Below are 20,165 nucleotides of genomic sequence, written 5' to 3' on the forward strand. Positions count from 1 at the left end.
AGGCCGTACCGCCCGCCCCGGCGCGCCGTCGTCAGTCCTCGAACGCCTCCGGCGTTGTCAGTCCTCGAACGCCTCCGGCGACGGGCACGAGCAGACCAGGTTCCGGTCGCCGTACGCGCCGTCGATGCGCCGCACCGGCGGCCAGTACTTCCCGGCCCGGTCCACCCCGGCCGGGTACGCGCCCACCGACCGCGGGTACGCGTGCGACCACTCGTCACCGCTGACCATCGCCGCGGTGTGCGGCGCGTTGGCCAGGGGGTTGTCCCCCGCCGGCCAGGCCCCGGAACCCACCTGCTCGATCTCCGCGCGGATCGCGATCATCGCGTCGCAGAACCGGTCCAGCTCGGCCAGGTCCTCGCTCTCGGTCGGCTCCACCATCAGCGTCCCCGCCACCGGGAACGACATCGTGGGCGCGTGGAAGCCGTAGTCGATCAGCCGCTTCGCCACGTCGTCGACGCTCACCCCGGTCGCCTTCGTCAACGGCCGCAGGTCGAGGATGCACTCGTGCGCCACCAGGCCCTTGTTGCCGGCGTACAGCACCGGGAAGTGCCCGCGCAGCCGCGCCGCCACGTAGTTCGCCGCGAGGACCGCCACCCCGGTCGCCCGGGTCAGCCCCTCGGCGCCCATCATCCGCAGGTACGCCCACGGGATCGGCAGGATGCCCGCCGACCCGTACTTCGCCGCCGAGATCGCCGGCGTGGCGTCCACGTGCGCGCCCAGCGGGTCACCGGGCAGGAACGGCGCCAGGTGCGCGCGGGCCGCCACCGGGCCGACACCGGGGCCACCGCCGCCGTGCGGGATGCAGAACGTCTTGTGCAGGTTCAGGTGCGACACGTCAGCGCCGAACTTGCCGGGCTTCGCGAACCCGACCAGGGCGTTGAGGTTCGCCCCGTCGACGTACACCTGCCCGCCGGCGTCGTGGACCTTCGCGCACAGCGACGCGATGCCCGTCTCGTACACGCCGTGCGTCGACGGGTAGGTCACCATGATCGCGGCGAGGGCGTCCCGGTGCTTCTCGATCTTCGCGTCCAGGTCGACGAGGTCGACGTTGCCGTCGTCGTCGCAGGCCACCACCACGACCCGCATGCCGGCCATCACCGCCGACGCCGCGTTCGTGCCGTGCGCCGACGACGGGATCAGGCACACGTCGCGGTGCGTATCACCCCGCGACGCGTGGTAGGAGCGGATTGCCAACAACCCGGCCAGCTCACCCTGCGAACCGGCGTTGGGCTGCACGCTCACCGCGTCGTAGCCGGTCACCTCGGCCAGCCACGACTCCAGCTGACCGATCAGCTCCCGGTACCCGACGGTCTGTGTGTCCGGCGCGAACGGGTGGATGTTCGCGAACTCCGCCCAGCTGACCGGCTCCATCTCGGTGGTCGCGTTCAGCTTCATCGTGCACGACCCGAGCGGGATCATGCCCCGGTCCAGGGCGTAGTCGAAGTCCGACAGCCGCCGCAGGTAGCGCAGCATCGCCGTCTCGGAGTGGTGGCTGCGGAACACCGGGTGGGTGAGGAAGTCGCTGCCGCGCATCAGGTCGACCGGCAGGGCCGCGTCCACGTCGCCGTCGAACGCGGGCACCCCGAACGCCGCCCACACCTCCCGCAGGTGCGCGTCGGTCGTCGTCTCGTCGCAGGACACCCCGACCCGGTCGGCGTCGACCAGCCGCAGGTTCACGCCCCGCTGCGCGGCCGCCGCGACGACCCGCGCCGCCGCGCCCGGCACTGTCGCGGTGACGGTGTCGAAGAACGCGACGTCCGCGACGTCCACCCCACCGGCGCGCAACCCGGCCGCGAGCCGCGCCGCCATCCGATGGGTACGCGTCGCGATGTCCCGCAGCCCGTCCGGGCCGTGGTAGACGGCGTACATGCCGGCCATCACCGCGAGCAGCACCTGCGCGGTGCAGATGTTGCTCGTCGCCTTCTCCCGCCGGATGTGCTGCTCACGGGTCTGCAACGCCAACCGGTACGCCGGGTTGCCGTCCGCGTCGCGCGACACCCCGACGAGACGCCCGGGCAGCATCCGCTCCAGGCCCGAGCGCACCGCCAGGTAACCGGCGTGCGGCCCACCGAAGCCCATCGGTACGCCGAAACGCTGGGTGGTGCCGGCGGCGATGTCCGCGCCGATCTCCCCCGGTGCGCGCAGCAGCGTCAACGCCAGCAGGTCCGCCGCGACGGTGACCAGGGCGCCGACGGCGTGCGCCGCCTCGACGAGGCTCGCGTGGTCGCGCACCGCCCCGGACGCCCCCGGGTACTGCAGGTGCAGGCCGAAGAACTCCGCCGGCAACTCGTCGCGCTGCACGTCGAGGACCCGCACGTCGATGCCGAGCGGCTCGGCCCGGCTGGTGATCACCGCGATGGTCTGCGGCAGGGCGTCGGCGTCGACGACGTACACGCCGCTCTTGCTCTTGGAGGCCCGCCGCGCCAGGGTCATCGCCTCCGCCGCCGCGGTGCCCTCGTCGAGCATGGAGGCGTTCGCGGTGGCCAACCCGGTCAGGTCGGTGACCATGGTCTGGAAGTTCAGCAGCGCCTCCAGGCGGCCCTGGCTGATCTCCGGCTGGTACGGCGTGTACGCCGTGTACCAGGCCGGGTCCTCCAGCACGTTGCGGCGGATCACCGCCGGGGTGTGCGTGCCGTGGTACCCCAACCCGATCATGGAGACGGCGACGGTGTTACGCGCCGCGATCGCCCGCAGCTCGGCGATCGTCTCGGCCTCGGTGGCCGGGTCGGGCAGGTCGAGGGTGCCGTGCCAGCGGATCACCTCGGGGATCGCGGCGTCCATCAGCTCGTCGATCGAGTCGTGCCCGACGACGTCCAGCATCCGACGCTCATCGTCGGGGCCGGGACCGATGTGACGGGTGGCGAACTGCTCTACGGTCATAGGGGGCACTCCCGGGGCGAGGTCGACGTGTCGGCCTCCCCCTCTGTCGCACCCACAGGGGCACTCCACAGTGCCTGCCCACGAGGTCCTTTTGCCTGAGAGGTTCCGGGGAGGATTTGCCCCTTCGGCGCCGCCCTGCGTGCTGTCGGGCGGTCTCTCCCACGTGGGTGTTACCGGCGTGGTCAACGCTACCAGCGTTGGTGTTTCCGGCTGATGTCCTACCCCCGGGGGCCCGCGGTCACACCCGGGCGGCACCCCACCCGGGGCCGCGCCGTCACACGTTGAGCGGCGCCCCGGCGCCGACCCGCGCGGCCAGTTGCGGCAACACCGCACCCAACGGCGCGTCGACGCACACAGTGGCGTGGCCGTCACCACGGGTCGGCCCCTGGTTGACGATCGCGACCGGGATGCCCCGTTTCGCAGCCCGGATCACGAAACGGCGCCCCGACATCACCGTCAACGACGACCCGAGCACCAGCAACGAACGGGCCTGCTCCACGGCAGCGAAACACCGCGCCACCCGCTGCGGCGGCACCGTCTCACCGAAGAACACCACGTCCGGTTTCACCATCCCGGCGCCGCAGATCCCGCAGTCCACCGGCCGGAACGCCGCCACCTGCTCGTCGGGGAGATCAACATCACCGTCCGGGTTGACCGCGGCGACGCGGGCCACGAAGTCCGGGTTGGCCTCGCGCAGCCGCCGGTCCAACTCCTCCCGGGAGGTCAGGTTGCCGCAGTCCAGGCAGGTCACCTCGTCGAGGCGACCGTGCAACTCGATCACCGACGTGCTGCCGGCAGCGCCGTGCAGACCGTCGACGTTCTGGGTGATCACCGTGTCGACCAGACCCGCGTGTTGCAGCTCGGCCACCGCCCGGTGCCCGGCGTTGGGCGCGGCGCCAGCGATCAACCGCCACCCCAGGTGGCTGCGTGCCCAGTAGCGCCGCCGGGCCAGGGGATCCCCGGTGAACGCCTGGAAGGTCATCGGCGTGTGCCGCCGCGCCACCCCGCTGGGCCCCCGGTAGTCCGGAATCCCCGACTCGGTGGACAGGCCGGCGCCGCTGAGCACCACCACCCCACCGCCGGCCACCAGCGAGGTCAACGCGTCGAGACTCTCCATCACCTCTCCATGCTGCCTCAACCCGTCCGCCAACGCCGAACCCCGCGCCGGATGGGTGGCCCCACCCGGCGCAGGTCGCCGGCGACGGCTGACGCCCGCAGGTCGCCGGCGACGGCTGACGCCCTAGGTGGCCGGCGGCGTCTTACGCCGCGACGACGTCGGCGACGACGCAGGCGATGTTGTCCGGCGCCCCCTCGCCCCGCGCCAGCTCGATCAACTCCCGCACCGTGTCCTCGGGATCGGCGGGCGCGGCCAGCGCCGACCGCAGGTCGGCCCGGTCGACGACCGCGGACAACCCGTCGGAGCACAGCAGGTACCGGTCACCGGGCTGCGCGGTGCGCAGCGCCAGATCCGCCTCGACCTGCCGACCGCCACCGAGGGCACGCACCAGCACCGCGCGCTGGGGATGCGTCGCCGCCTGGCCCCGGTCGAGCCTGCCCTGATCAACCTGGGCCTGCACCCAGGTGTGATCCTGGGTGAGCAGCGACAACTCACCGTCGCGCAGCAGGTACGCCCGGGTGTCACCGACGTGCACCAGCGCCAGTTGGGCGCCGCTGAGCAGCAGCGCGGTCAGGGTGGTGACCGGCTGGTCGGCGTCGCTCGCCAACCCCCGTACGGCGCGGTCGGCGTCGCTCACCGCACCGGCCACCATCGTCAGCAGGTCGGCGGCCGGTACGTCGGTGAGCGCCAACGGCTTCAGGGCGTCGACGGCGGCGGCGCTGGCAGCCGCCCCGCCGGACCCCCGCATCCCGTCGGCCACCGCGAGCAACCGCCCGCCGGCATACGCGGTGTCCTCGTTGCTGTCGCGTACCAGCCCGGTGTCGCAACCGGCGGCGCAGCGCACGGCAACTGCGGAATTCGGGTCGGACATGGTGGCGCCTCCTTCAGACAGGTGGTCCACGAGGAGGGTGGCGAGCCGGGCGCGAGCCGCGGCGTCGGCGCTGACCTGCCGCCAGTACGCGGTGATCGCCTCGGCGGCCGCCGCCGGATCCAGGTCACACACGACCCGGATCGTCGCCAGTGGCATGCCGAGCCGACGCAACTGGGCGACCAGCCGGGCCATCGGCAGTTGAGCCGGGTCATAGAGCCGGTAGCCGGACTCCGGATCCACAGCCGCCGGCACCAGCAGCCCCACCTGGTCGTACAGGCGCAACGCCTTCGGCGTCAGCCTTGCCGCCCGGGCGAACGCCCCGATGGTCATCAGCCCCACGTCGACATCCTCCTCGTGCCGGCCACGGCGACCGGCGCCCACCAGGCTCAGGGTTACCCGAAGGTCAAGGTCAAGGCCGGCGCCGCCGCTGTCACCCGCAACGCCGGTAGGTTGGGCGCATGCGCGTCGTCATCGCCGGAGGCCACGGCAAGATCGCCCTACTGCTGCAACGTCACCTCGCCGGGCGCGGCGACACGGCCGTCGGCCTCATCCGCAACCCCGAGCAGACCGCGACGCTCCGCGCCGCCGGCGCCACCGGAGTCGTCTGCGACCTGGAACACACACCGGTCGCGCAGGTGGCCGCGCACCTCGACGGCGCCGACGCGGTGATCTTCGCCGCCGGCGCCGGCCCCGGCAGCGGCGTCGCCCGCAAGGACACCGTCGACCGGGCCGCCGCCGCGCTGCTCGCCGACGCCGCCACCCGCGCCGGCGTGCACCGCTACCTGCTCGTCTCCTCCATGGGCGTGGACCGACCACCCGCCCCCGGCAGCGACGACGTGTGGGCGGCGTACCTGCGCGCCAAACGCGCCGCCGAGGACGACCTGCGCGGCCGCGACCTGGCCTGGACGGTGCTGCGACCCGGCCGGCTCACCGACGACCCACCCACCGGGCGGGTCACCCTCACCCCACACGCCGGCCGTGGCGCCATCAGCCGCACCGACGTCGCCCACGTCCTCGCCGGCCTGCTCGACGAACCACGCACCACCGGCACGACCCTGGAACTCGTCGACGGGCCCACCCCGATCGCCGACGCCATCCGCGCCACCGCCACCTGACCGACCCGCCGCGCCGAGGAGAGCCATGGACCCGCAACCACTCGACTACCGCTTCACCGCGCCCATCGAGAAAGACGGCGCGTTCGCCACGTACGTGACGGTGCCCGACTCCGCGGACCTGCTCGGCACCCGACGCGCCGTCAAGGTCACCGGCACCATCGACGGGCACCCGTTCAGCGCCACCCTCATGCCCTCCGGTACCGGCCCCCACTGGCTGCCCATCCGCGCCGCCCTGTGCAAGACCATCGGCAAGAGCGCCGCCGGCGCCGAGGTCACCTTCCACCTCGAACAACGGCTCAGCTGACCACCCGCACCCGCCAACGGCGGGCGTCAGCCACCCGGACGGTGCGCGGCGACCAGCACCGGCCCACCGGGGACTGTCGAAAAACGGCGGACATCGCCCAACCCCGCCCCCGCCAGCACCTCCGCCATCCGGTCCGCGTCGAAGGCGTTGCCGCCGTTGCGCACGGCGTTCCACCTGTCGACGGCCGCCCGCAACGGATCCCCGGCCGGCGGGTTCGTGCCCGCCACCAGCCAACCACCCGGGCGCAGCGCCCCCACCAGCCGGGGCAACGCGACCGCCAACGTCTGCTGGGGCAGGAACGGCGCCGGCAGCCACACCAGGTCGTACCCGCCCGGCTCGGCCACCTCCGCGACATCCTGAAGGCGCAGCGTGATCCGATCCGCGACGTCGCGCGCCTCGGCCAACTCCCCGACCGCGAGGTCCAACGCCCGCTGCAGCACGTCGATGCCCACCACCGACACCCGCGGCAACGCGCGAGCCACAGCGACAGCCAACCCCGCCACACCGGTGCCAACGTCCAACACCCGGGCGTCCGCCGAGTCCAAACGCCGCGCCAGCCCCGGCAACTCGGGCACCACCCGCGTCGCCAACGCCCGGCCGGTCGCCGCCGACGCCCGACCCTGATGCAGCAGCACCTCGTCGTCCAGCGCCGCCCAACCGGCCCCGCCCGGCGCAGAAGGCTCCTGCGCCGCCGCGGCGACCGCCTGCCGCAGCGAACTCAACCGCGCCTGCACGGCACTGCGCCCGGTCGGCCCATCGGGTGGCACCAGCGACGGGTGCGCGACCGGCACCCCACCGTCCCAGGACAGCAGACCAGCGGCCTCCAACACCGCGCTGCGGTGCGGCGACGCCGCGAGGACCTCCGCGAGCGGGGCCGACAGGGCGTCACTCATGGTGCCCACCGCGGCCGCCAGAGCCCACGCCGAAGCCTCCAACGCCGCGAGGGGGTCCGGTGACCCGCCGGGCGGGGACGGTGAAACAGCCACGGCAGCGCCTCTCCCAGCGGCGGGGCGCAGGTCAGCCCCACCTGACCCCTCCGACTATGCCACCGCCGCCAACGCGCCGAGTGGGGTCCGCGACAGCGAACCCCACTGCGGCGACCACTCAGCGCTGCTGGTGCCGCGGCAACGCCGACTGCCCCACCACACCACCCACGAACGGCGCCCCCGGCGTCTCCGCCGCGATCCGATCCATCGTGCGCGCCAACTGCTCACTGCCGTCATCGAGATGCCGCGCCGCCGCCTGCATGTGCGACACCATCATCTCGCCGAAAATCCGCAACGCCTCCCGGGTCGCCACCGTGTCGTCGAAGCTCGGCCCGGCCGCGCTGCGATACTCCGCCACCGCCCGCTCCGCCTCCTGCTTCGCCTCCGCCTGCGCCGCGTGCAGGTAGCTCTCGTACTGCACCCGGGCGTACTCGGCGACCCGACGCGCGTAGTCATGCGCCTGCGCGATGATCTGCTCCGCCTCCCGCTGCGCCGCCGACAGCAGATTCACCTCCCGCGCCGCCGGGACCTTCGCCGCCGCCCCCGTACTCGGAATCACCCCGTGCCGGTGCAACTCCACCCGGTCGGTCAGCCGCTCGTTCTCCGCCCGCAACGTCGCGATCTGCGTCGCCAACAGGTCCAACTCGTCAGCGACCTGCACCCGGAAGCGGTCCACGTCAGCGTTGTCGTAACCGCGCCGGGCGAACGACGCGGCACCGAACTCCCACCGCCGAACCCGATCGGCGGTCATCCGCACCTGCACACCGCCGGAAATCTGCACCCCGTCATACCGACTGATCGGCGTCGCACTCACCTGTGCAGACCCCCGTTCGCGACTGCGGGGCTCGCAAGCTCACTCCTCGCGCTCACCTGACCCGCCCTTCGTTCGCGACTGCGGGGCTCGCAAGCTCACTCCTCGCGCTCACCTGACCCGCCCTTCGTTCGCGACTGCGGGGCTCGCAAGCTCACTCCTCGCGCTCACCTGACCCGCCCTTCGTTCGCGACTGCGGGGCTCGCAAGCTCACTCCTCGCGCTCACCTGTGCCCACCTCCCGAAGTGTCACCCGCAGCCGACTGCTGCACCGCCGTCCGCCACGCCGGGCCGTACCACTGCGCACCCAGGCCCTCGTGGTGCACCTGCCCCGCGTGGTAACCCGCCTGAACCAACGTCTGCACCGCGTACGACACCATCTCGTCCGACCCACACACGAACACGTGCCGGGAACGCCAGTCACCGTCGGCCAACGCCCGGTCCACCGCCTGCACGAACTCCCCTGGCCGGTGCACGTCGGCACCCACCACGTACGTCACCGTCAACCACGGATACGACGACGCCAACTTGTCCATCGCGTCGCTGTCGTAGAACTCGCTACGGGAACGGGCCCCCACGTAGAGGTCCACCCGCCGGCGGGAACCCTCCGCGGCCACCTGCTCCACCAACGCCTTCACCGGCGCCCAGCCGGTACCCGCGACCAACAACAACAGGTCACTCGAGCCCGCCGACCACAACCCCAGCCGGTCCCCCACCGGCGCCGCCAGGTGGACCCGATCCCCCACCGCCGACCCGTACACCAGCCGCGACGACACCGCGCCACCCGGCGCGGCCCGCACGTGCAACTCCAACGTGCCGTCCGCCCGCGGCGCGTTCGCCGGCGAGTAGTACCGCCACGACCGCACCGACGGGTGCGACACCCCGATCGACTGACCCGGGGTGAACGGCAACAGGTACTGCGGGCGCACCGTCAACACCGCCACGTCGAACGCCCGCCGCTCGTGCGCCACGATCTCCGCCACCCACCACGGCGGATTGACCGCCTCGGCGGCCTGCGCGGCCTCCATCATCACCTGGGCGACCAACCCGTACGCGGCCGTCCAGTCCGCAGCCAACTCGTCGGTCCACTGCTCGGCGAGGAAATGCTGCAACGTCGCCACCAGCGCCTCACCGACCGCCGGATAGTGCTCCGCGCGGACCGCGAACTTGCGGTGATCCGCGCCGAGATCCTGCAGGAAACCCACCAGCCGATCCACCTGGTCCACATTGGACACGATGTGACCCAACGCGGTCACGAGGCGATCCCGCTGACCGGCCATGTTCGTCGGGAACATCTGCCGCGTCTCAGGATGAGAGAGGAACAACGTCGAGTAGAAGTAGAGCGGCACCTGGTCGCCGTGACCGGCGACCACCGACCAGCTCTGCTTGAGGCGAGCCGCGTCCACGCTCAGACGCCCGACCTGTTCCCGGCAGCCACCACCTGGCCCTGCACCTGCCCCAGCACCGTCTGCACATCCGCCAGGATGTCCGCCGGCACCCCCAGCTCGGTCAACGTCACCGTCAGGTGCTCGCCCACCTTCGCGTAGTGCTCCACCGTGATGTTCAACGGCTGGTGCGCCTCGGCCAACCCACGACCCGTGTACTCGTTCGGGCCACCCAGCACCACGGTCAACATCAACGCCAGGTGCCGCCGCTGACCCGCCATGTCCACATCGGCGAAGTAGTCCGCCAACTCCGGGTCCGCGAGCACCTTGTCGTAGAACAGCTCAACGGCCGCCTTGACCGAGCTGGCACCGCCAATGCGGTCGAAGTGCGAAGCGGGCGCCGTCTCTTCCGTAACCGTCACGGTCGTTCCTTCCGGGGATGAAGGGTCCAGAACCGTGAGGGACCATAGCGTGTCAACCGCCTCCGGTCAGCGACCCCTTATCGGATTCCCGACAACACGCCGACACGTTGCGTCACCACTACCGACGGGTACTTCCACAATCGGCCACCGAAGCGACACCCACCGTATCCACAGTGGACCGTGACGGCCGACAAACCCCGGCCACCGTCACCGACGGTCGCGAGAAAACAACCGAAAAAAATCCGAAAGTTCGGACGATCAGCCGGCGCGCCGCCGCGCCCGCCGCGCCGCCAACTCGTCACCCACCGGATCCGACCCCGACACCACCGCCGGCTCCACCGGGCCGCTCATCGCCGGCTCCGCCGGCAGATGCGACAACGACCCCTGGATCTCCTTGAAAGCACCACCGATCGCGATGCCGAAGACCCCCTGGCCACCCTGCAACAGGTCGACCACCTCCTCCGGAGACCGGCACTCATACACCGTCGTCCCATCAGAGATCAGCGTGATCCCCGCCAGATCCTCCACACCACGCGACCGCAACGCCTCGATCGCCTTACGGATGTTCTGCAGGGACACCCCCGCATCCAACAACCGCTTCACGACCTTCAACACCACCAGGTCCCGGAACGAATACAACCGCTGCGTCCCCGAACCCGAGGCATCACGAACGCTCGGCACCACAAGCGTCGTCCGCGCCCAGTAATCCAACTGCCGGTAACTGATGCCCACCGCGTGGCAGGCCGTCACACCCCGGTAGCCAACCGAACCGTCACCCTCAGCCGCCACACCTGGCGACGAGGCACCCGACTCGTCGAACTCTGCACCCGGATCGGAATCCCGCGGCTCGTGCATCCGGACAACCTCCCCGTCAGTGTGGCGACGCATCGTTTCCGGGACGCGCACCCCTCGACATGGAAACCCTATCGCCACCACCAAGGGTTACCACGGAGGAACCGACGCGACACGCCGCGCAGCCACCGAGAAAGATCACCAACCGAGCCTGGGCACACCTCAGCCCGCGAAATCCTCCGGACGCACCTGCTCCAGGAACTCGCGGAACTTCTCCACCTCGTCCTCCTGCTCATCAGGGATAACGATCCCCGCCTCGCTGAGGACCTGCTCCGCACAACGAATCGGCGCACCGACACGCAACGCCAACGCGATCGAATCGCTCGGCCGCGCCGACACCCGCACCCCATCGCCGATCAACAGATCCGCGTAGAAGACGTTCTCCTTCAGCTCGGTGATCTCCACCGCCTGCAAGGGAGCCTTCAACGCCGCCAACACGTCCCGCAGAAGATCATGCGTCAACGGCCGGGCCGGCTTGACCCCCTGCTGCTCATAAGCGATAGCCGTCGCCTCGACCGCGCCGATCCAGATCGGCAGATAGCGGTCCCCCTCGACCTCCCTGAGCAGGACGATCGGCTGGTTGCTGGGCAGCTCCACCCGAACTCCGACCACGCTCAGCTCGCGCACCGCCGCCTCCGTGTCGTTGTCACCTACGCCGCACCGCGCCCTTCCCTGCACGGTACACGGACCGCAACACGGCCGTCCCATGCGCTACAGCACCACGCCCGCGCCGAAAAGGGGTTACCCCGGCAAGCCTACGGCACGCTTCCCCGAAGAGATCTTTCCGCTCAGCCGCCACCCGCCGGGCACCCTCACCGACCCAACGTCGACCGCAAACCCACCCGCACCAACGCCGCGTGCAGCTGCTCCGACAACGCCACCAACTCACGCGCCGTCTCCGCCGCCCGCGCCCGCGCCGCCGGATCACTCTGCCGCGCCAACGGCGCCACCAACTGCGCGAACAAACCGACCTCCCGGTCCGCCGCCGTCCGATAACCCCGCAGGTGCCGCGGCTCCAACCCGTACGACGCCAACCCCGCCACCGCCGACGCGATGATCAAAGCATCCGCGTCATACCAACCCGGCGGATCCGACACCAGCACACCGAGCCGCTCCAACTCCACCAACGTCGACTCGTCGATCCCACTGCGCGCCACCAGATCCGTCCGGCCGAGCCGCACCTGCGACGACTCGGCCGGCTCCGCCAACTCACGACCCGGCACCGCACCATCAGGACCAACCGCCACCAACGCCGGCCGCGACCGCCCCGGCTGCTCACCGGACGAATCCCACTCGGCCAACTGCTCCCGGATCACCCGCAACGGCAGGTACTTGTCCCGCTGCGCGGTCAACACGAACCGCAACCGCGCCACATCGTCCCAGCTGTACTTCCGGTAACCCGCCGCCGTCCGCTGCGGCTCGACCAAACCCTCGGCCTCAAGAAACCGCAGCTTCGAAATCGTGGTGTCCGGAAAATCCACCCGCAACTGCCCAAGCACCTCACCGATGCTCATCAGCGGCTCAGACCGAGCCGCCCCGGGTGACATGGAGGCCGCAGGCTCGTTCACCCCCGGCCGGCCTCCTCCTCCGGGCGCGGACCGGCGATGAACACCACCCGGAACTTACCGATCTGGACCTCGTCACCATTGCTCAACGTGGCCGCCTCAACCCGCTCACGATTGACGTACGTGCCATTCAGGCTGCCCACGTCCCGCACCGTGAACGTCCCACCATCGCGGTGGAACTCCGCATGCCGACGCGACACCGTCACGTCATCCAGGAAGATGTCACTGTCCGGGTGCCGGCCACTGGTCGTCACATCGTGGTCCAACAGGAACCGGGCACCCGCATTCGGGCCTCGACGAACCACCAGCAGCGCCATACCCGGCGGCAACGAACCGGACATCCGGCTCGGCACCACATCGGTATCCGGCCCCTCCAGCACTTCGTCGAGCGAACCGAGATTGAGCGTCGAAGTGACGTCGAGTGGGGGGAACTCGTCGTCTGGCCGCGTCATGGGACCACCTCACGGATCTGTTCGGTCGGCGTCGGGTAATGGCGGGTCTGGCCGCCGGGCACTTGAACACCCGGCGGCTGGCTCCCCGTGCCCGGGAAGGCAATTCCGCAACGCTCAACTATTGGGTTCTCGGTCGACTGGGCGAGCCTAGCCAGCGCCGAAATGCAGGGCAACCGGACGCGCGCAGACATCCCACGCACCGGATCAAGCACACTCAGCCTTCGGTGATCTTCTGATACGCGGCCGCCGTCAGCAACCCGTCCGTCGCAGTCGGATCATTCGGCGTGATCTCCACCAACCAACCCTCACCGTACGGATCAGTGTTGATCAGCTCAGGCGTGTCGCCCAACGCGTCGTTGCGCGCCGCCACCGTACCGGCCACCGGCGCGTAGATCTCCGACACACTCTTGGTCGACTCGATCTCACCCAACGAGTCACCGGCCGCGACCACCGCACCCGCCTCGGGCAACTGCACGTACACGATGTCACCGAGCGCGTCCTGCGCGAAGTGGGTGATGCCGACCCGGACAGAAGCCGTGCCGTCACCCGCCACCCACTCATGCTCGGCGGTGTATCGCAGATCCTCGGGAATCACCAGACGCGTCCTTCATCCATCGGTGCCCCGGACCACCCGGGTCCGGCGCGGCCGCGCCGGTCAGGAGACCGGACGGGCGTGTTCCAACTTGATCGGCACGTGCAGCGCCGAAACCTCGGCAACCTCACGCTCCCCAAACGTCACGTTACCGCCGTCACCCCGGACCGACGCCACCACCCCACCAGGAATGTTCAACGCCGTACGCATCGTCGCCGGATCACCGATCACCGTGATCGTGTACGGCCCCGACAACCGACGCCCCTCCACCATCAACGACCCGTCGTCCTCATCGAGGAAGTACGTCGATGCGATGATCCGCACCGTCGCCCGATCCCCACCGGATATCTGCATCGCCTCGGCGCCCGCACCGCGCAACTCCTGCACCGCGTCCAACACCCGGTTCGCCGAGATCGGCTTCGCACCCGCGTCGAACTGCACAGTCAACCCCGGCCCCACCGCCGGCAACGTCCCCGCCAGGATGCCCAGCTCGTCCGCCCGCCGCGTCGCCTCGTCCAACGCCGCCTGACGACCCTGCTCACCGGAGCGCAACTGCCGCTGACTGTCCTCCAGAGCACGGATGTCCTGCTGCAGGCGGTTCTCCCGCGCATCCAGATCCGACAGGATCCGAACCAGGTCCTCCTGCCGGGTGGCCCCCAACGTCGGGTCCGTCGACGTCGTCTTCAACTGCACGACCAACGTGAACCCCAGCAACGCCAACAACGCCGCGATCATCACCCCGGCCGCACTCCACCGGGACCGACCAGCCGCCACCGGCGCCACCGGCTCCCCCACCGGCTCCGCCAACCCGTCGGAATCCGCGACCGGCTCCCCCGACCGCGACACCGCGCTCAGGTCCACCGTCGCACCGTCGTCGACCGGCTCCACACCCGGCTCCGCCGCGGGCTCGTCATCCGACGGCTGCGGCTGCGCGGGCCCCTGCGGCGCCAACGGACTCAACTCATCCGGATCCGGCGCATCCGGCCGCGGATCCGGCTCACCCGCCGGACCACCCGGCCGCACCGGACCCGCCGGCTGCGGCCAGCCGGTGCCCGTGTCGGTCTGCTCGTCACTCATCGCAACCCAACCTACGCCCGGAAGAGGTGTCGACGGATCGCCGCCACGTTGCCGAAGATACGCACACCCAGCACAACGACCACACCTGTGGACAACTGCCCGCCCACCCCCAACTGGTCACCCAGATACACGATCAGACCAGCAACCAGCACATTCGAAATGAACGACACCACGAACTGCTTGTCGTCGAAGATGCGATCCAACCGGGCCCGCACCCCACCGAACACCGCGTCCAACGCGGCCACCACCGCGATCGGCAGGTACGGCTGCAACGCCGCCGGCACCGTGGGATCAAGCCACACGCCCAGCACCACACCGGCGAGCAACGCCAGCACCGCGATCATCGGCCACCTCCGGAGGGACTAACAGTCGTCGCCGGACCGGACGACCCGGGACTGCCGGACCGGACACCCGACGCGGAAGGGCTCGGACTGACCGACGGCTTGGCGTAGCGTAGCTGCGGCTCCGGCGCCGCCGGCAGGGTGAGGTCATCCGCCTCCCGCACACCGAACGACAACCCGGTCCCCTGCGCGACCTTCCGCATCAGCGCCGCGTTCCGGCTGTCCTCGAACTTGCGCCGCATCGAACCCGGCCCAATCGCCGACACCTCATACGGCCCGGTCACCGGCCGGAAGTCCACGAGCATCGCCTCACCCGCCGACCGGATCGTCGACGTCGACGTCAACCGCTGCCCGTTGATGGCGATCGCCTCCGCGCCAGCACTCCACAACGCGTTCGCCACCCCCTGCAGGTCGCTGTAGAGCACCCGCGGCGGCCCAGCTCCGGCACCGGTCACCGCGTCCGCCTTGTCCGGCGCGTCCGCCAACCGCACCACCACACCATCACCACGCACCCGACCCAGCCCGGTGCTCGCCTCCAGGTTGCGCAACCGGGCGGCGGCCGACCCGCTCAACGCCGCGTCCCGCTGCCGGCTGACCTCCTCGCGCAGCTGATCCGCTTGGGTGGACAACCGGTCGGTCTGGCTCTCCCGCTCCTTGATCTGCGTCACCAGACCCGAGCGGGCCTGGCTGCGCCCCGGCTCGTCCGCCACCGTCTGCCGGTACGCCACCGCGAACAGGAAACCGAGCATCACCACCACGACCAGGCTCACCGACCGCGCCGGCAAGGCCCGCCACCCCCGCGCCGGAGCGGACTCCGCCGCGCCTCGACGGGCGGCAGCCGCGTCCGCGTACCCCGGATCCAGCGGGTTGCGGAACAACTCGGTGAGGAAATCCGGCGCGTACACCCGGTCCTGGCCGGGCTTTCCCAGCCGCGGCGCGCTCACGCCGCCGCTCCCCGGCCCCGCGCCGCGCGCACCAGCCGGGCCGCCTGCACGACGTACATCCCGCCGGCCACCCAGTAGAGCACCAGCCCCCACCAGGCCAACGCCCAACCGATGGCGCTCGCCGCCGTCGCCACGTCGGCCGCCGCGGAGGCCAACAACAGCACCGGGAACGCCGCGAGCAGCAGGAACGTGGCGGTCTTGCCCACGTAGTGCACCGGCGGCGGCCCGTACCCGTAGCGACGCAGCACCGCCAGCGAGGCGAGCAGGAGCACCTCACGGGCCAGCAGCGCCGCGGTGAACTGCCACGGCACCACCTCCCGCGCGGTGAAGGCGATCAGGGTGGCGAGGATGTAGAGCCGGTCGGCGAGCGGGTCCAGCAGCTCGCCCAGGCGGCTCACCTGGTGCAGGCGGCGGGCGATCCACCCGTCGACCCAGTCGGTGGTGCCGCCGATGGCCAGCACGACGACCGCCGCCACGTCGGCCCGCTCCACCAGGAACAGGTAGAGGAAGAGCGGCACGCCCAGCAGCCGCCCGAAGCTGATCAGGTTGGGCAGGGTGAGCACCTGGTTGCCGGGGGCCTCGTCACCGGTGTCCCGCGGTTGCTCTGCCCGAGCCGGCCGACGCGACACCGATCCTCCTCCACGGCACGCGGGCCCCCGGCCGACGCCGGGCGCGGCTGAGGGTCGTGCGCGCTGTCGGGCCGACGAGCGCCGGCTCTCCCCTGCGGCCCCGGGCGGGGCCCCTTCCCCTGACGCGGCCCGCGATCTCGATGATCGCGGGCCGGGTAGGTGCGCTGTCACTATATCGGGCTTCCTCTCACCGGCCGGGTGCCGCCGCCGGGCTGTCGGTGCGGCTGCGGCGCACTGTGGCGTGGATCACCACGCGTAGAGCGTCCTAGGATACTAGTGGAAAGGAGACGGCGTTCAGGCCGTCTGCACGGCGGAATCGGTCTGCTGCTCGGGCACCGAGGTCGCCGCCCGCGCGAACCCGACAAGCGCCAGCAACAGCTCGTGCTGCATCCGCGCCGGCATCCGGTCCAGCACCACCTGCACCGCACGCTGCCGCCGCTCGGCCAACTCCCCCAACAGGGTCAGCGCGGCGGCGGTCGGCACCAACCGCACCTCACGCCGGTCACGCGGATCGGCCACCCGGCGCAACAGCCCGGTCGCCTCCAGCCGGTCACACAGGCGGCTCGCCGACGAGGGCACCACGTCCAGCAGCTCCGCCAACCCGTTGACGTTGGTCTCCGGTCGACCGCTGAGCAGCGTGAGCACCCTCAGCTGGGTGGGCGGCACCTGGTGCCGCGACGCGGCCGAATCCAGCACGGCGATCAGCGTCCCGGCGGCGGCGTCGATCGCCGCGGCGAGATCCGCAGGTCGCTCCACCTGATGTCCCCTGCCGTCGTCGCGCTGGTGCCCGCCCGGCAACGCGGCGGCGATTCTCACCCCGTGCCCCGTTCGCGCGGACCGCGCCAGTCCAGACAGACCACGACGGCGTCGTCGCGCAGATCGGAATCCGCGTGATAGGCGTGCAGTTCGCGCATCACCGTACCAACCGCCTCGGCCGGCGGCTGCAGCCGCGTGGCGCGCAGGGAACGAGCCATCATCCGCTGCCCGTACGGCTCCTGACCCGGTGGCTCGGCAGCCCACACCCCGTCGCTGACCACGAAGAGGCGGTCACCCGGCGCCAGTTGCATCTCCTGAAGCTCGTAGCGGGTCTCGGCGAACATGCCCAACGGCAACTGCGGATCGAGCTTCATCGGCTCGACAGTGGACCCGCGCATCCGCAACAGATGGGGCGAGCCCGCGTCGACCGCCCGCACCCGGCCGGAGCGGGTGTCCACCTCGAGCAGCAGGGTGGCCACGTAACGCGCGCCCCGGTGCTGGTAGAAGACCGTGTCCGAGGCCAACTCGGCCTGTTCCACGAGGCCACCACCGGAGCGACGCGCGTTGCGCATCGCGTTGACAGTGACCGCGGTCAACAGGGACGCGGCCAGCCCACTGCCCTCGCCGTTGAGCACCGTCACGGTGAGACGGTCGCCGTCCAGCGACCAGTCGAAGTGGTCGCCACCCACCGTGTACGCCGGTTCGAGCTGACCGGCGAGGTCGAACGCGTGGTGCGCCACGCCGCGACCGGGCAGCAGGTCCCACTGCATCTCGGCGGCCATCGTCAGCCGCTCCCGGCGCCGGGCCCGCCGGTAACGGTCGGTCTCCCGGTCCGCCGCGCGCATCGCCACCGCCAGGGCGCCGGCGATGTCCGTGGCACGACCGGTGACCGCCGGATTCGGTACGGTCGGAAGCTCGATCAGCAGCACGCCCAGCCGCTCTCCCCACACTGTCAACGGCAGGTAGAGCCGGCAGGGGCCCTCGCCGTCGCGTACCGGTTGCTGGCTGCTGAAGCAGCGCTGGGCCATGGTGTGGCAGGCCAGGAAACCGGCAGCCGGCAGGTCCGGGTCCAGCACCGGCCAGAGGCCGCTGATCCGGTAGTCGGCGACGAAGACGTCGGTGCGCAGCGCGCCCATCGTCGACCGGATCGCCCGGTCCGCGGCCTCCGCCAACTGATCGGGCGGGGCCTCGCGCAACGCGCGCGACACCACGTCCGGCGCGTCTACCATCGTCGTCCTCCCCAGAAGCTTGCTATAGGGCAAGCATCATACGGACGCCCCCGGACGGATGATCGGCGCGGTCAGTCACCCGGGCGGGTCGCGAGCACACCGTGGAACGCATCGGGCACCCGCGCCGGCGGACCGTCCGGCCGCCACTCGGCGACCGGGACGATCCCGTCCGCCGTCGGCGCCCACCGACCCAGCAGGGGCGCGAACGCCGCCGGTGGACGCATCCGGAACTGCGGCCCCATCATGGCCAGCGCCTGCGGATGAGCCGCCAACTCCTCGGTGTCGAAGTCCACCGCCAGCAGGCTGCCCGGCGCCGCGGCAGCGTACAGCTCGTCGAGGGTACGGGTCAGCGTCGCGTCGTCGAGGAACGCGGCCAACCCGAGGAAGACCACTCCGACCGGCCGCCGACCCCACCCCGGCACGAAGCGGTGCAGCTGTGCCGGGTCGACCGAGCCGATGTCGGTCGCGTCGCCGAAGCCGTAGCCGGCCCGGTCGCTGCCGGCGAGGATGCTCTGTCCCAGTCGGATGGTGACCGGGTCGACGTCGGTGTAGAGCACTGTCGCGTCGGTGGCGACCTCGTGCACGTTGCCCATCGTCGGCACCCCGGCGCCGAACACCAGGAACCCGTCCACGCCGTCGGCGGCCATGGCCCGCACCGTCCGGCCCAGAAACGCCCGCAGCTCCCGGAACACCGGCGCGCACGGCCCGTACGCCTGTTCGAAGGCGCTCGCGGCGGCCACGTCCACGGGGAAGTGATGCTGCCCGCCGAGCCAGAAGTCGATCATGCGCGCGGTGCTCGGCTGGTCTGGTTCACCCATCGGCGACGCTCCCTCCCCGGCCGGTCGTCGCCAGCGTACCGACCGGGACGCGCTCAGCGGTATCGCGGCGCGGGGGCGTCCGGGCCCGCGATACTGGCCGCGAGCGGAGGTGGGCGGTGAACTCGGCGAACAACGCGGCGGTGGTGGTCGGCGTCGACGGCTCGGAGTCGGCGCTGCGCGCCGTACGCCTCGCCGCGACCGAGGCGGCACGCCGACACCGACCACTGCGGGTCGTGCACGGTTTCATCTGGCCGCTGCTGCACGTACCGGTCTCCCCCGCCCCGGACGCGCCACCCGGCGGTGGGCTGCGCCACCGGGCCGAGGAACTCATCGAGGCCGCGGTGCGCGAGGCCGAGGCGACAGTGCCCGGGTTGTCGATCTCCGGCGAGATCATCGACGGGGAGGCCGCCGCGGTGCTGGTGGGCGAGTCCCCCACCGCCGCGCTCATCGTGCTCGGCGACCGCGGCTTGGGTGGATTCTCCGCGCTGGTGGTCGGCTCGGTCGCGGTGCAGGTCGCCGCGTACGCCGACTGCCCGGTGCTTGTCGCGCGCGGGACGCAACGACCCGACGAGCCGGTGCTGGTCGCGGTGGACGGTTCGGACGGCTCCCGGCGGGCGGCGGACTTCGCCGCCGAGACCGCCGTGTCGCTCGGCGTGCCGCTGGTGGCGCTGCACGCCTACCGACACCCCGGCAGCAGCGGGCCAGGCGACATGCAACCCCTGGTGTACGACGAGGCGAAGCTGCACGGCGAGCAGGAGCGGATGCTCACCGGGTGGCTGACCGGGCTCACCGAGGACCACAGGGGTCTGCGGTTGACCTGCCGGGTCGTCCACGGTCGACCCGGCAGTGTGCTCGCCGAGGCGTCCCGTTCCGCCCAACTGGCGGTCGTCGGTGGGCGCGGGCGCGGCGAGGTGACCGGGTTGCTGTTGGGGTCGGTGAGCCAGTCGATGCTGCACCACGCGCAGTGCCCGGTCGTCGTGGTCCGCGCGCCCCAGTAGCCCGCCGGGGTTGGTCCGCCGT

General features: G+C 71.3%; 22 protein-coding genes and 1 riboswitch. Of the genes, 3 read left to right on the forward strand and 19 right to left on the reverse strand.

What is annotated here, in order from left to right:
• Nucleotides 1-57 precede the first annotated feature (57 nt).
• From gcvP to IW248_RS09805, 3 genes are all read right to left on the reverse strand, one after another.
• Complete coding sequence (gcvP, locus tag IW248_RS09795) at nt 58-2,880, reverse strand: aminomethyl-transferring glycine dehydrogenase (protein ID WP_196926693.1); 2,823 nt, start codon at nt 2,878-2,880, stop codon at nt 58-60.
• A gap of 73 nt (nt 2,881-2,953) precedes the next feature.
• Nucleotides 2,954-3,052, reverse strand: a riboswitch (glycine riboswitch).
• Between the two features lie 102 nt (nt 3,053-3,154).
• Nucleotides 3,155-3,997 (reverse strand): NAD-dependent protein deacetylase, encoded by an 843-nt coding sequence (locus tag IW248_RS09800; RefSeq protein WP_196926694.1) that lies wholly within the window; start codon nt 3,995-3,997, stop codon nt 3,155-3,157.
• Nucleotides 3,998-4,139: 142 nt separating this feature from the next.
• The gene (locus IW248_RS09805) at nt 4,140-5,207 is read right to left on the reverse strand and encodes a MerR family transcriptional regulator (protein WP_196930121.1); all 1,068 of its coding nucleotides are present in this window, start codon (nt 5,205-5,207) and stop codon (nt 4,140-4,142) included.
• Between the two features lie 119 nt (nt 5,208-5,326).
• Between IW248_RS09805 and IW248_RS09810 the strand changes: the two genes are divergently transcribed.
• Nucleotides 5,327-5,983: an NAD(P)H-binding protein gene (locus IW248_RS09810; protein WP_196926695.1), complete on the forward strand. Its 657-nt coding sequence runs from the start codon at nt 5,327-5,329 to the stop codon at nt 5,981-5,983.
• Between the two features lie 25 nt (nt 5,984-6,008).
• Entirely contained in the window at nt 6,009-6,287 is a 279-nt protein-coding gene (locus IW248_RS09815) for a DUF1905 domain-containing protein (protein WP_196926696.1), read from the forward strand.
• 26 nt (nt 6,288-6,313) lie between these two features.
• On the opposite strand, the gene IW248_RS09820 is transcribed toward IW248_RS09815, so the two are convergent.
• From IW248_RS09820 to IW248_RS09895, 16 genes are all read right to left on the reverse strand, one after another.
• Nucleotides 6,314-7,180 (reverse strand): SAM-dependent methyltransferase, encoded by an 867-nt coding sequence (locus tag IW248_RS09820; RefSeq protein WP_196926697.1) that lies wholly within the window; start codon nt 7,178-7,180, stop codon nt 6,314-6,316.
• Nucleotides 7,181-7,391: 211 nt separating this feature from the next.
• Nucleotides 7,392-8,087: a DivIVA domain-containing protein gene (locus IW248_RS09825; protein WP_124822145.1), complete on the reverse strand. Its 696-nt coding sequence runs from the start codon at nt 8,085-8,087 to the stop codon at nt 7,392-7,394.
• A gap of 220 nt (nt 8,088-8,307) precedes the next feature.
• Nucleotides 8,308-9,489 (reverse strand): globin domain-containing protein, encoded by a 1,182-nt coding sequence (locus IW248_RS09830; protein WP_196926698.1) that lies wholly within the window; start codon nt 9,487-9,489, stop codon nt 8,308-8,310.
• 2 nt (nt 9,490-9,491) lie between these two features.
• On the reverse strand, nt 9,492-9,890 hold the full coding sequence (locus IW248_RS09835; protein WP_124822147.1) for a group I truncated hemoglobin: 399 nt from the start codon (nt 9,888-9,890) through the stop codon (nt 9,492-9,494).
• Between the two features lie 258 nt (nt 9,891-10,148).
• The gene (locus IW248_RS09840; protein WP_124822148.1) at nt 10,149-10,745 is read right to left on the reverse strand and encodes a MerR family transcriptional regulator; all 597 of its coding nucleotides are present in this window, start codon (nt 10,743-10,745) and stop codon (nt 10,149-10,151) included.
• Nucleotides 10,746-10,904: 159 nt separating this feature from the next.
• Nucleotides 10,905-11,369, reverse strand: a complete 465-nt coding sequence (locus IW248_RS09845) for a bifunctional nuclease family protein (RefSeq protein WP_030327706.1) — start codon at nt 11,367-11,369, stop codon at nt 10,905-10,907.
• Nucleotides 11,370-11,554: 185 nt separating this feature from the next.
• Nucleotides 11,555-12,256 (reverse strand): transcriptional regulator FtsR, encoded by a 702-nt coding sequence (gene ftsR / locus IW248_RS09850; protein ID WP_196926699.1) that lies wholly within the window; start codon nt 12,254-12,256, stop codon nt 11,555-11,557.
• 50 nt (nt 12,257-12,306) lie between these two features.
• A complete protein-coding gene (odhI, locus tag IW248_RS09855; protein ID WP_007071101.1) occupies nt 12,307-12,759 on the reverse strand; it encodes an oxoglutarate dehydrogenase inhibitor Odhl in 453 nt (150 codons plus the stop codon).
• Between the two features lie 214 nt (nt 12,760-12,973).
• Nucleotides 12,974-13,354, reverse strand: a complete 381-nt coding sequence (gene gcvH / locus IW248_RS09860) for a glycine cleavage system protein GcvH (RefSeq protein ID WP_196926700.1) — start codon at nt 13,352-13,354, stop codon at nt 12,974-12,976.
• A gap of 60 nt (nt 13,355-13,414) precedes the next feature.
• Entirely contained in the window at nt 13,415-14,428 is a 1,014-nt protein-coding gene (locus IW248_RS09865) for a DUF881 domain-containing protein (protein WP_196926701.1), read from the reverse strand.
• 11 nt (nt 14,429-14,439) lie between these two features.
• Nucleotides 14,440-14,772: a small basic family protein gene (locus tag IW248_RS09870; RefSeq protein ID WP_030327710.1), complete on the reverse strand. Its 333-nt coding sequence runs from the start codon at nt 14,770-14,772 to the stop codon at nt 14,440-14,442.
• Nucleotides 14,769-15,713: a DUF881 domain-containing protein gene (locus tag IW248_RS09875; protein ID WP_196926702.1), complete on the reverse strand. Its 945-nt coding sequence runs from the start codon at nt 15,711-15,713 to the stop codon at nt 14,769-14,771. Before IW248_RS09875 ends, IW248_RS09870 begins: the two co-directional genes overlap by 4 nt.
• Nucleotides 15,710-16,342 (reverse strand): cardiolipin synthase ClsA, encoded by a 633-nt coding sequence (gene clsA, locus IW248_RS09880; protein ID WP_196926703.1) that lies wholly within the window; start codon nt 16,340-16,342, stop codon nt 15,710-15,712. The genes IW248_RS09875 and clsA overlap by 4 nt, the downstream gene beginning before the upstream one ends.
• 294 nt (nt 16,343-16,636) lie before the next feature.
• Entirely contained in the window at nt 16,637-17,098 is a 462-nt protein-coding gene (locus IW248_RS09885; RefSeq protein ID WP_124822164.1) for a MarR family winged helix-turn-helix transcriptional regulator, read from the reverse strand.
• A gap of 56 nt (nt 17,099-17,154) precedes the next feature.
• The gene (locus tag IW248_RS09890; RefSeq protein ID WP_196926704.1) at nt 17,155-18,327 is read right to left on the reverse strand and encodes a PP2C family protein-serine/threonine phosphatase; all 1,173 of its coding nucleotides are present in this window, start codon (nt 18,325-18,327) and stop codon (nt 17,155-17,157) included.
• Between the two features lie 71 nt (nt 18,328-18,398).
• The gene (locus IW248_RS09895; RefSeq protein ID WP_196926705.1) at nt 18,399-19,145 is read right to left on the reverse strand and encodes an SAM-dependent methyltransferase; all 747 of its coding nucleotides are present in this window, start codon (nt 19,143-19,145) and stop codon (nt 18,399-18,401) included.
• Between the two features lie 116 nt (nt 19,146-19,261).
• Here IW248_RS09895 and IW248_RS09900 point away from each other — a divergent pair, with 116 nt between their 5' ends.
• Nucleotides 19,262-20,143 (forward strand): universal stress protein, encoded by an 882-nt coding sequence (locus tag IW248_RS09900; protein ID WP_196926706.1) that lies wholly within the window; start codon nt 19,262-19,264, stop codon nt 20,141-20,143.
• Nucleotides 20,144-20,165: the final 22 nt, after the last annotated feature.

Origin of the sequence: Micromonospora ureilytica (assembly GCF_015751765.1) — a bacterium.
GTDB lineage: Bacteria > Actinomycetota > Actinomycetes > Mycobacteriales > Micromonosporaceae > Micromonospora > Micromonospora ureilytica.

What these genes read in the sequence shown, in the direction of transcription:
- IW248_RS09895 (WP_196926705.1), bottom strand. Translation starts at nt 19,145, where the DNA reads ATGGGTGAACCAGACCAGCCGAGCACCGCGCGCATGATCGACTTCTGG.
- IW248_RS09890 (WP_196926704.1), bottom strand. Translation starts at nt 18,327, where the DNA reads ATGGTAGACGCGCCGGACGTGGTGTCGCGCGCGTTGCGCGAGGCCCCG.
- IW248_RS09820 (WP_196926697.1), bottom strand. Translation starts at nt 7,180, where the DNA reads ATGAGTGACGCCCTGTCGGCCCCGCTCGCGGAGGTCCTCGCGGCGTCG.
- IW248_RS09810 (WP_196926695.1), top strand. Translation starts at nt 5,327, where the DNA reads ATGCGCGTCGTCATCGCCGGAGGCCACGGCAAGATCGCCCTACTGCTG.
- odhI (WP_007071101.1), bottom strand. Translation starts at nt 12,759, where the DNA reads ATGACGCGGCCAGACGACGAGTTCCCCCCACTCGACGTCACTTCGACG.
- IW248_RS09815 (WP_196926696.1), top strand. Translation starts at nt 6,009, where the DNA reads ATGGACCCGCAACCACTCGACTACCGCTTCACCGCGCCCATCGAGAAA.
- ftsR (WP_196926699.1), bottom strand. Translation starts at nt 12,256, where the DNA reads ATGAGCATCGGTGAGGTGCTTGGGCAGTTGCGGGTGGATTTTCCGGAC.
- IW248_RS09870 (WP_030327710.1), bottom strand. Translation starts at nt 14,772, where the DNA reads ATGATCGCGGTGCTGGCGTTGCTCGCCGGTGTGGTGCTGGGCGTGTGG.
- gcvP (WP_196926693.1), bottom strand. Translation starts at nt 2,880, where the DNA reads ATGACCGTAGAGCAGTTCGCCACCCGTCACATCGGTCCCGGCCCCGAC.
- IW248_RS09840 (WP_124822148.1), bottom strand. Translation starts at nt 10,745, where the DNA reads ATGCACGAGCCGCGGGATTCCGATCCGGGTGCAGAGTTCGACGAGTCG.
- IW248_RS09865 (WP_196926701.1), bottom strand. Translation starts at nt 14,428, where the DNA reads ATGAGTGACGAGCAGACCGACACGGGCACCGGCTGGCCGCAGCCGGCG.
- IW248_RS09800 (WP_196926694.1), bottom strand. Translation starts at nt 3,997, where the DNA reads ATGGAGAGTCTCGACGCGTTGACCTCGCTGGTGGCCGGCGGTGGGGTG.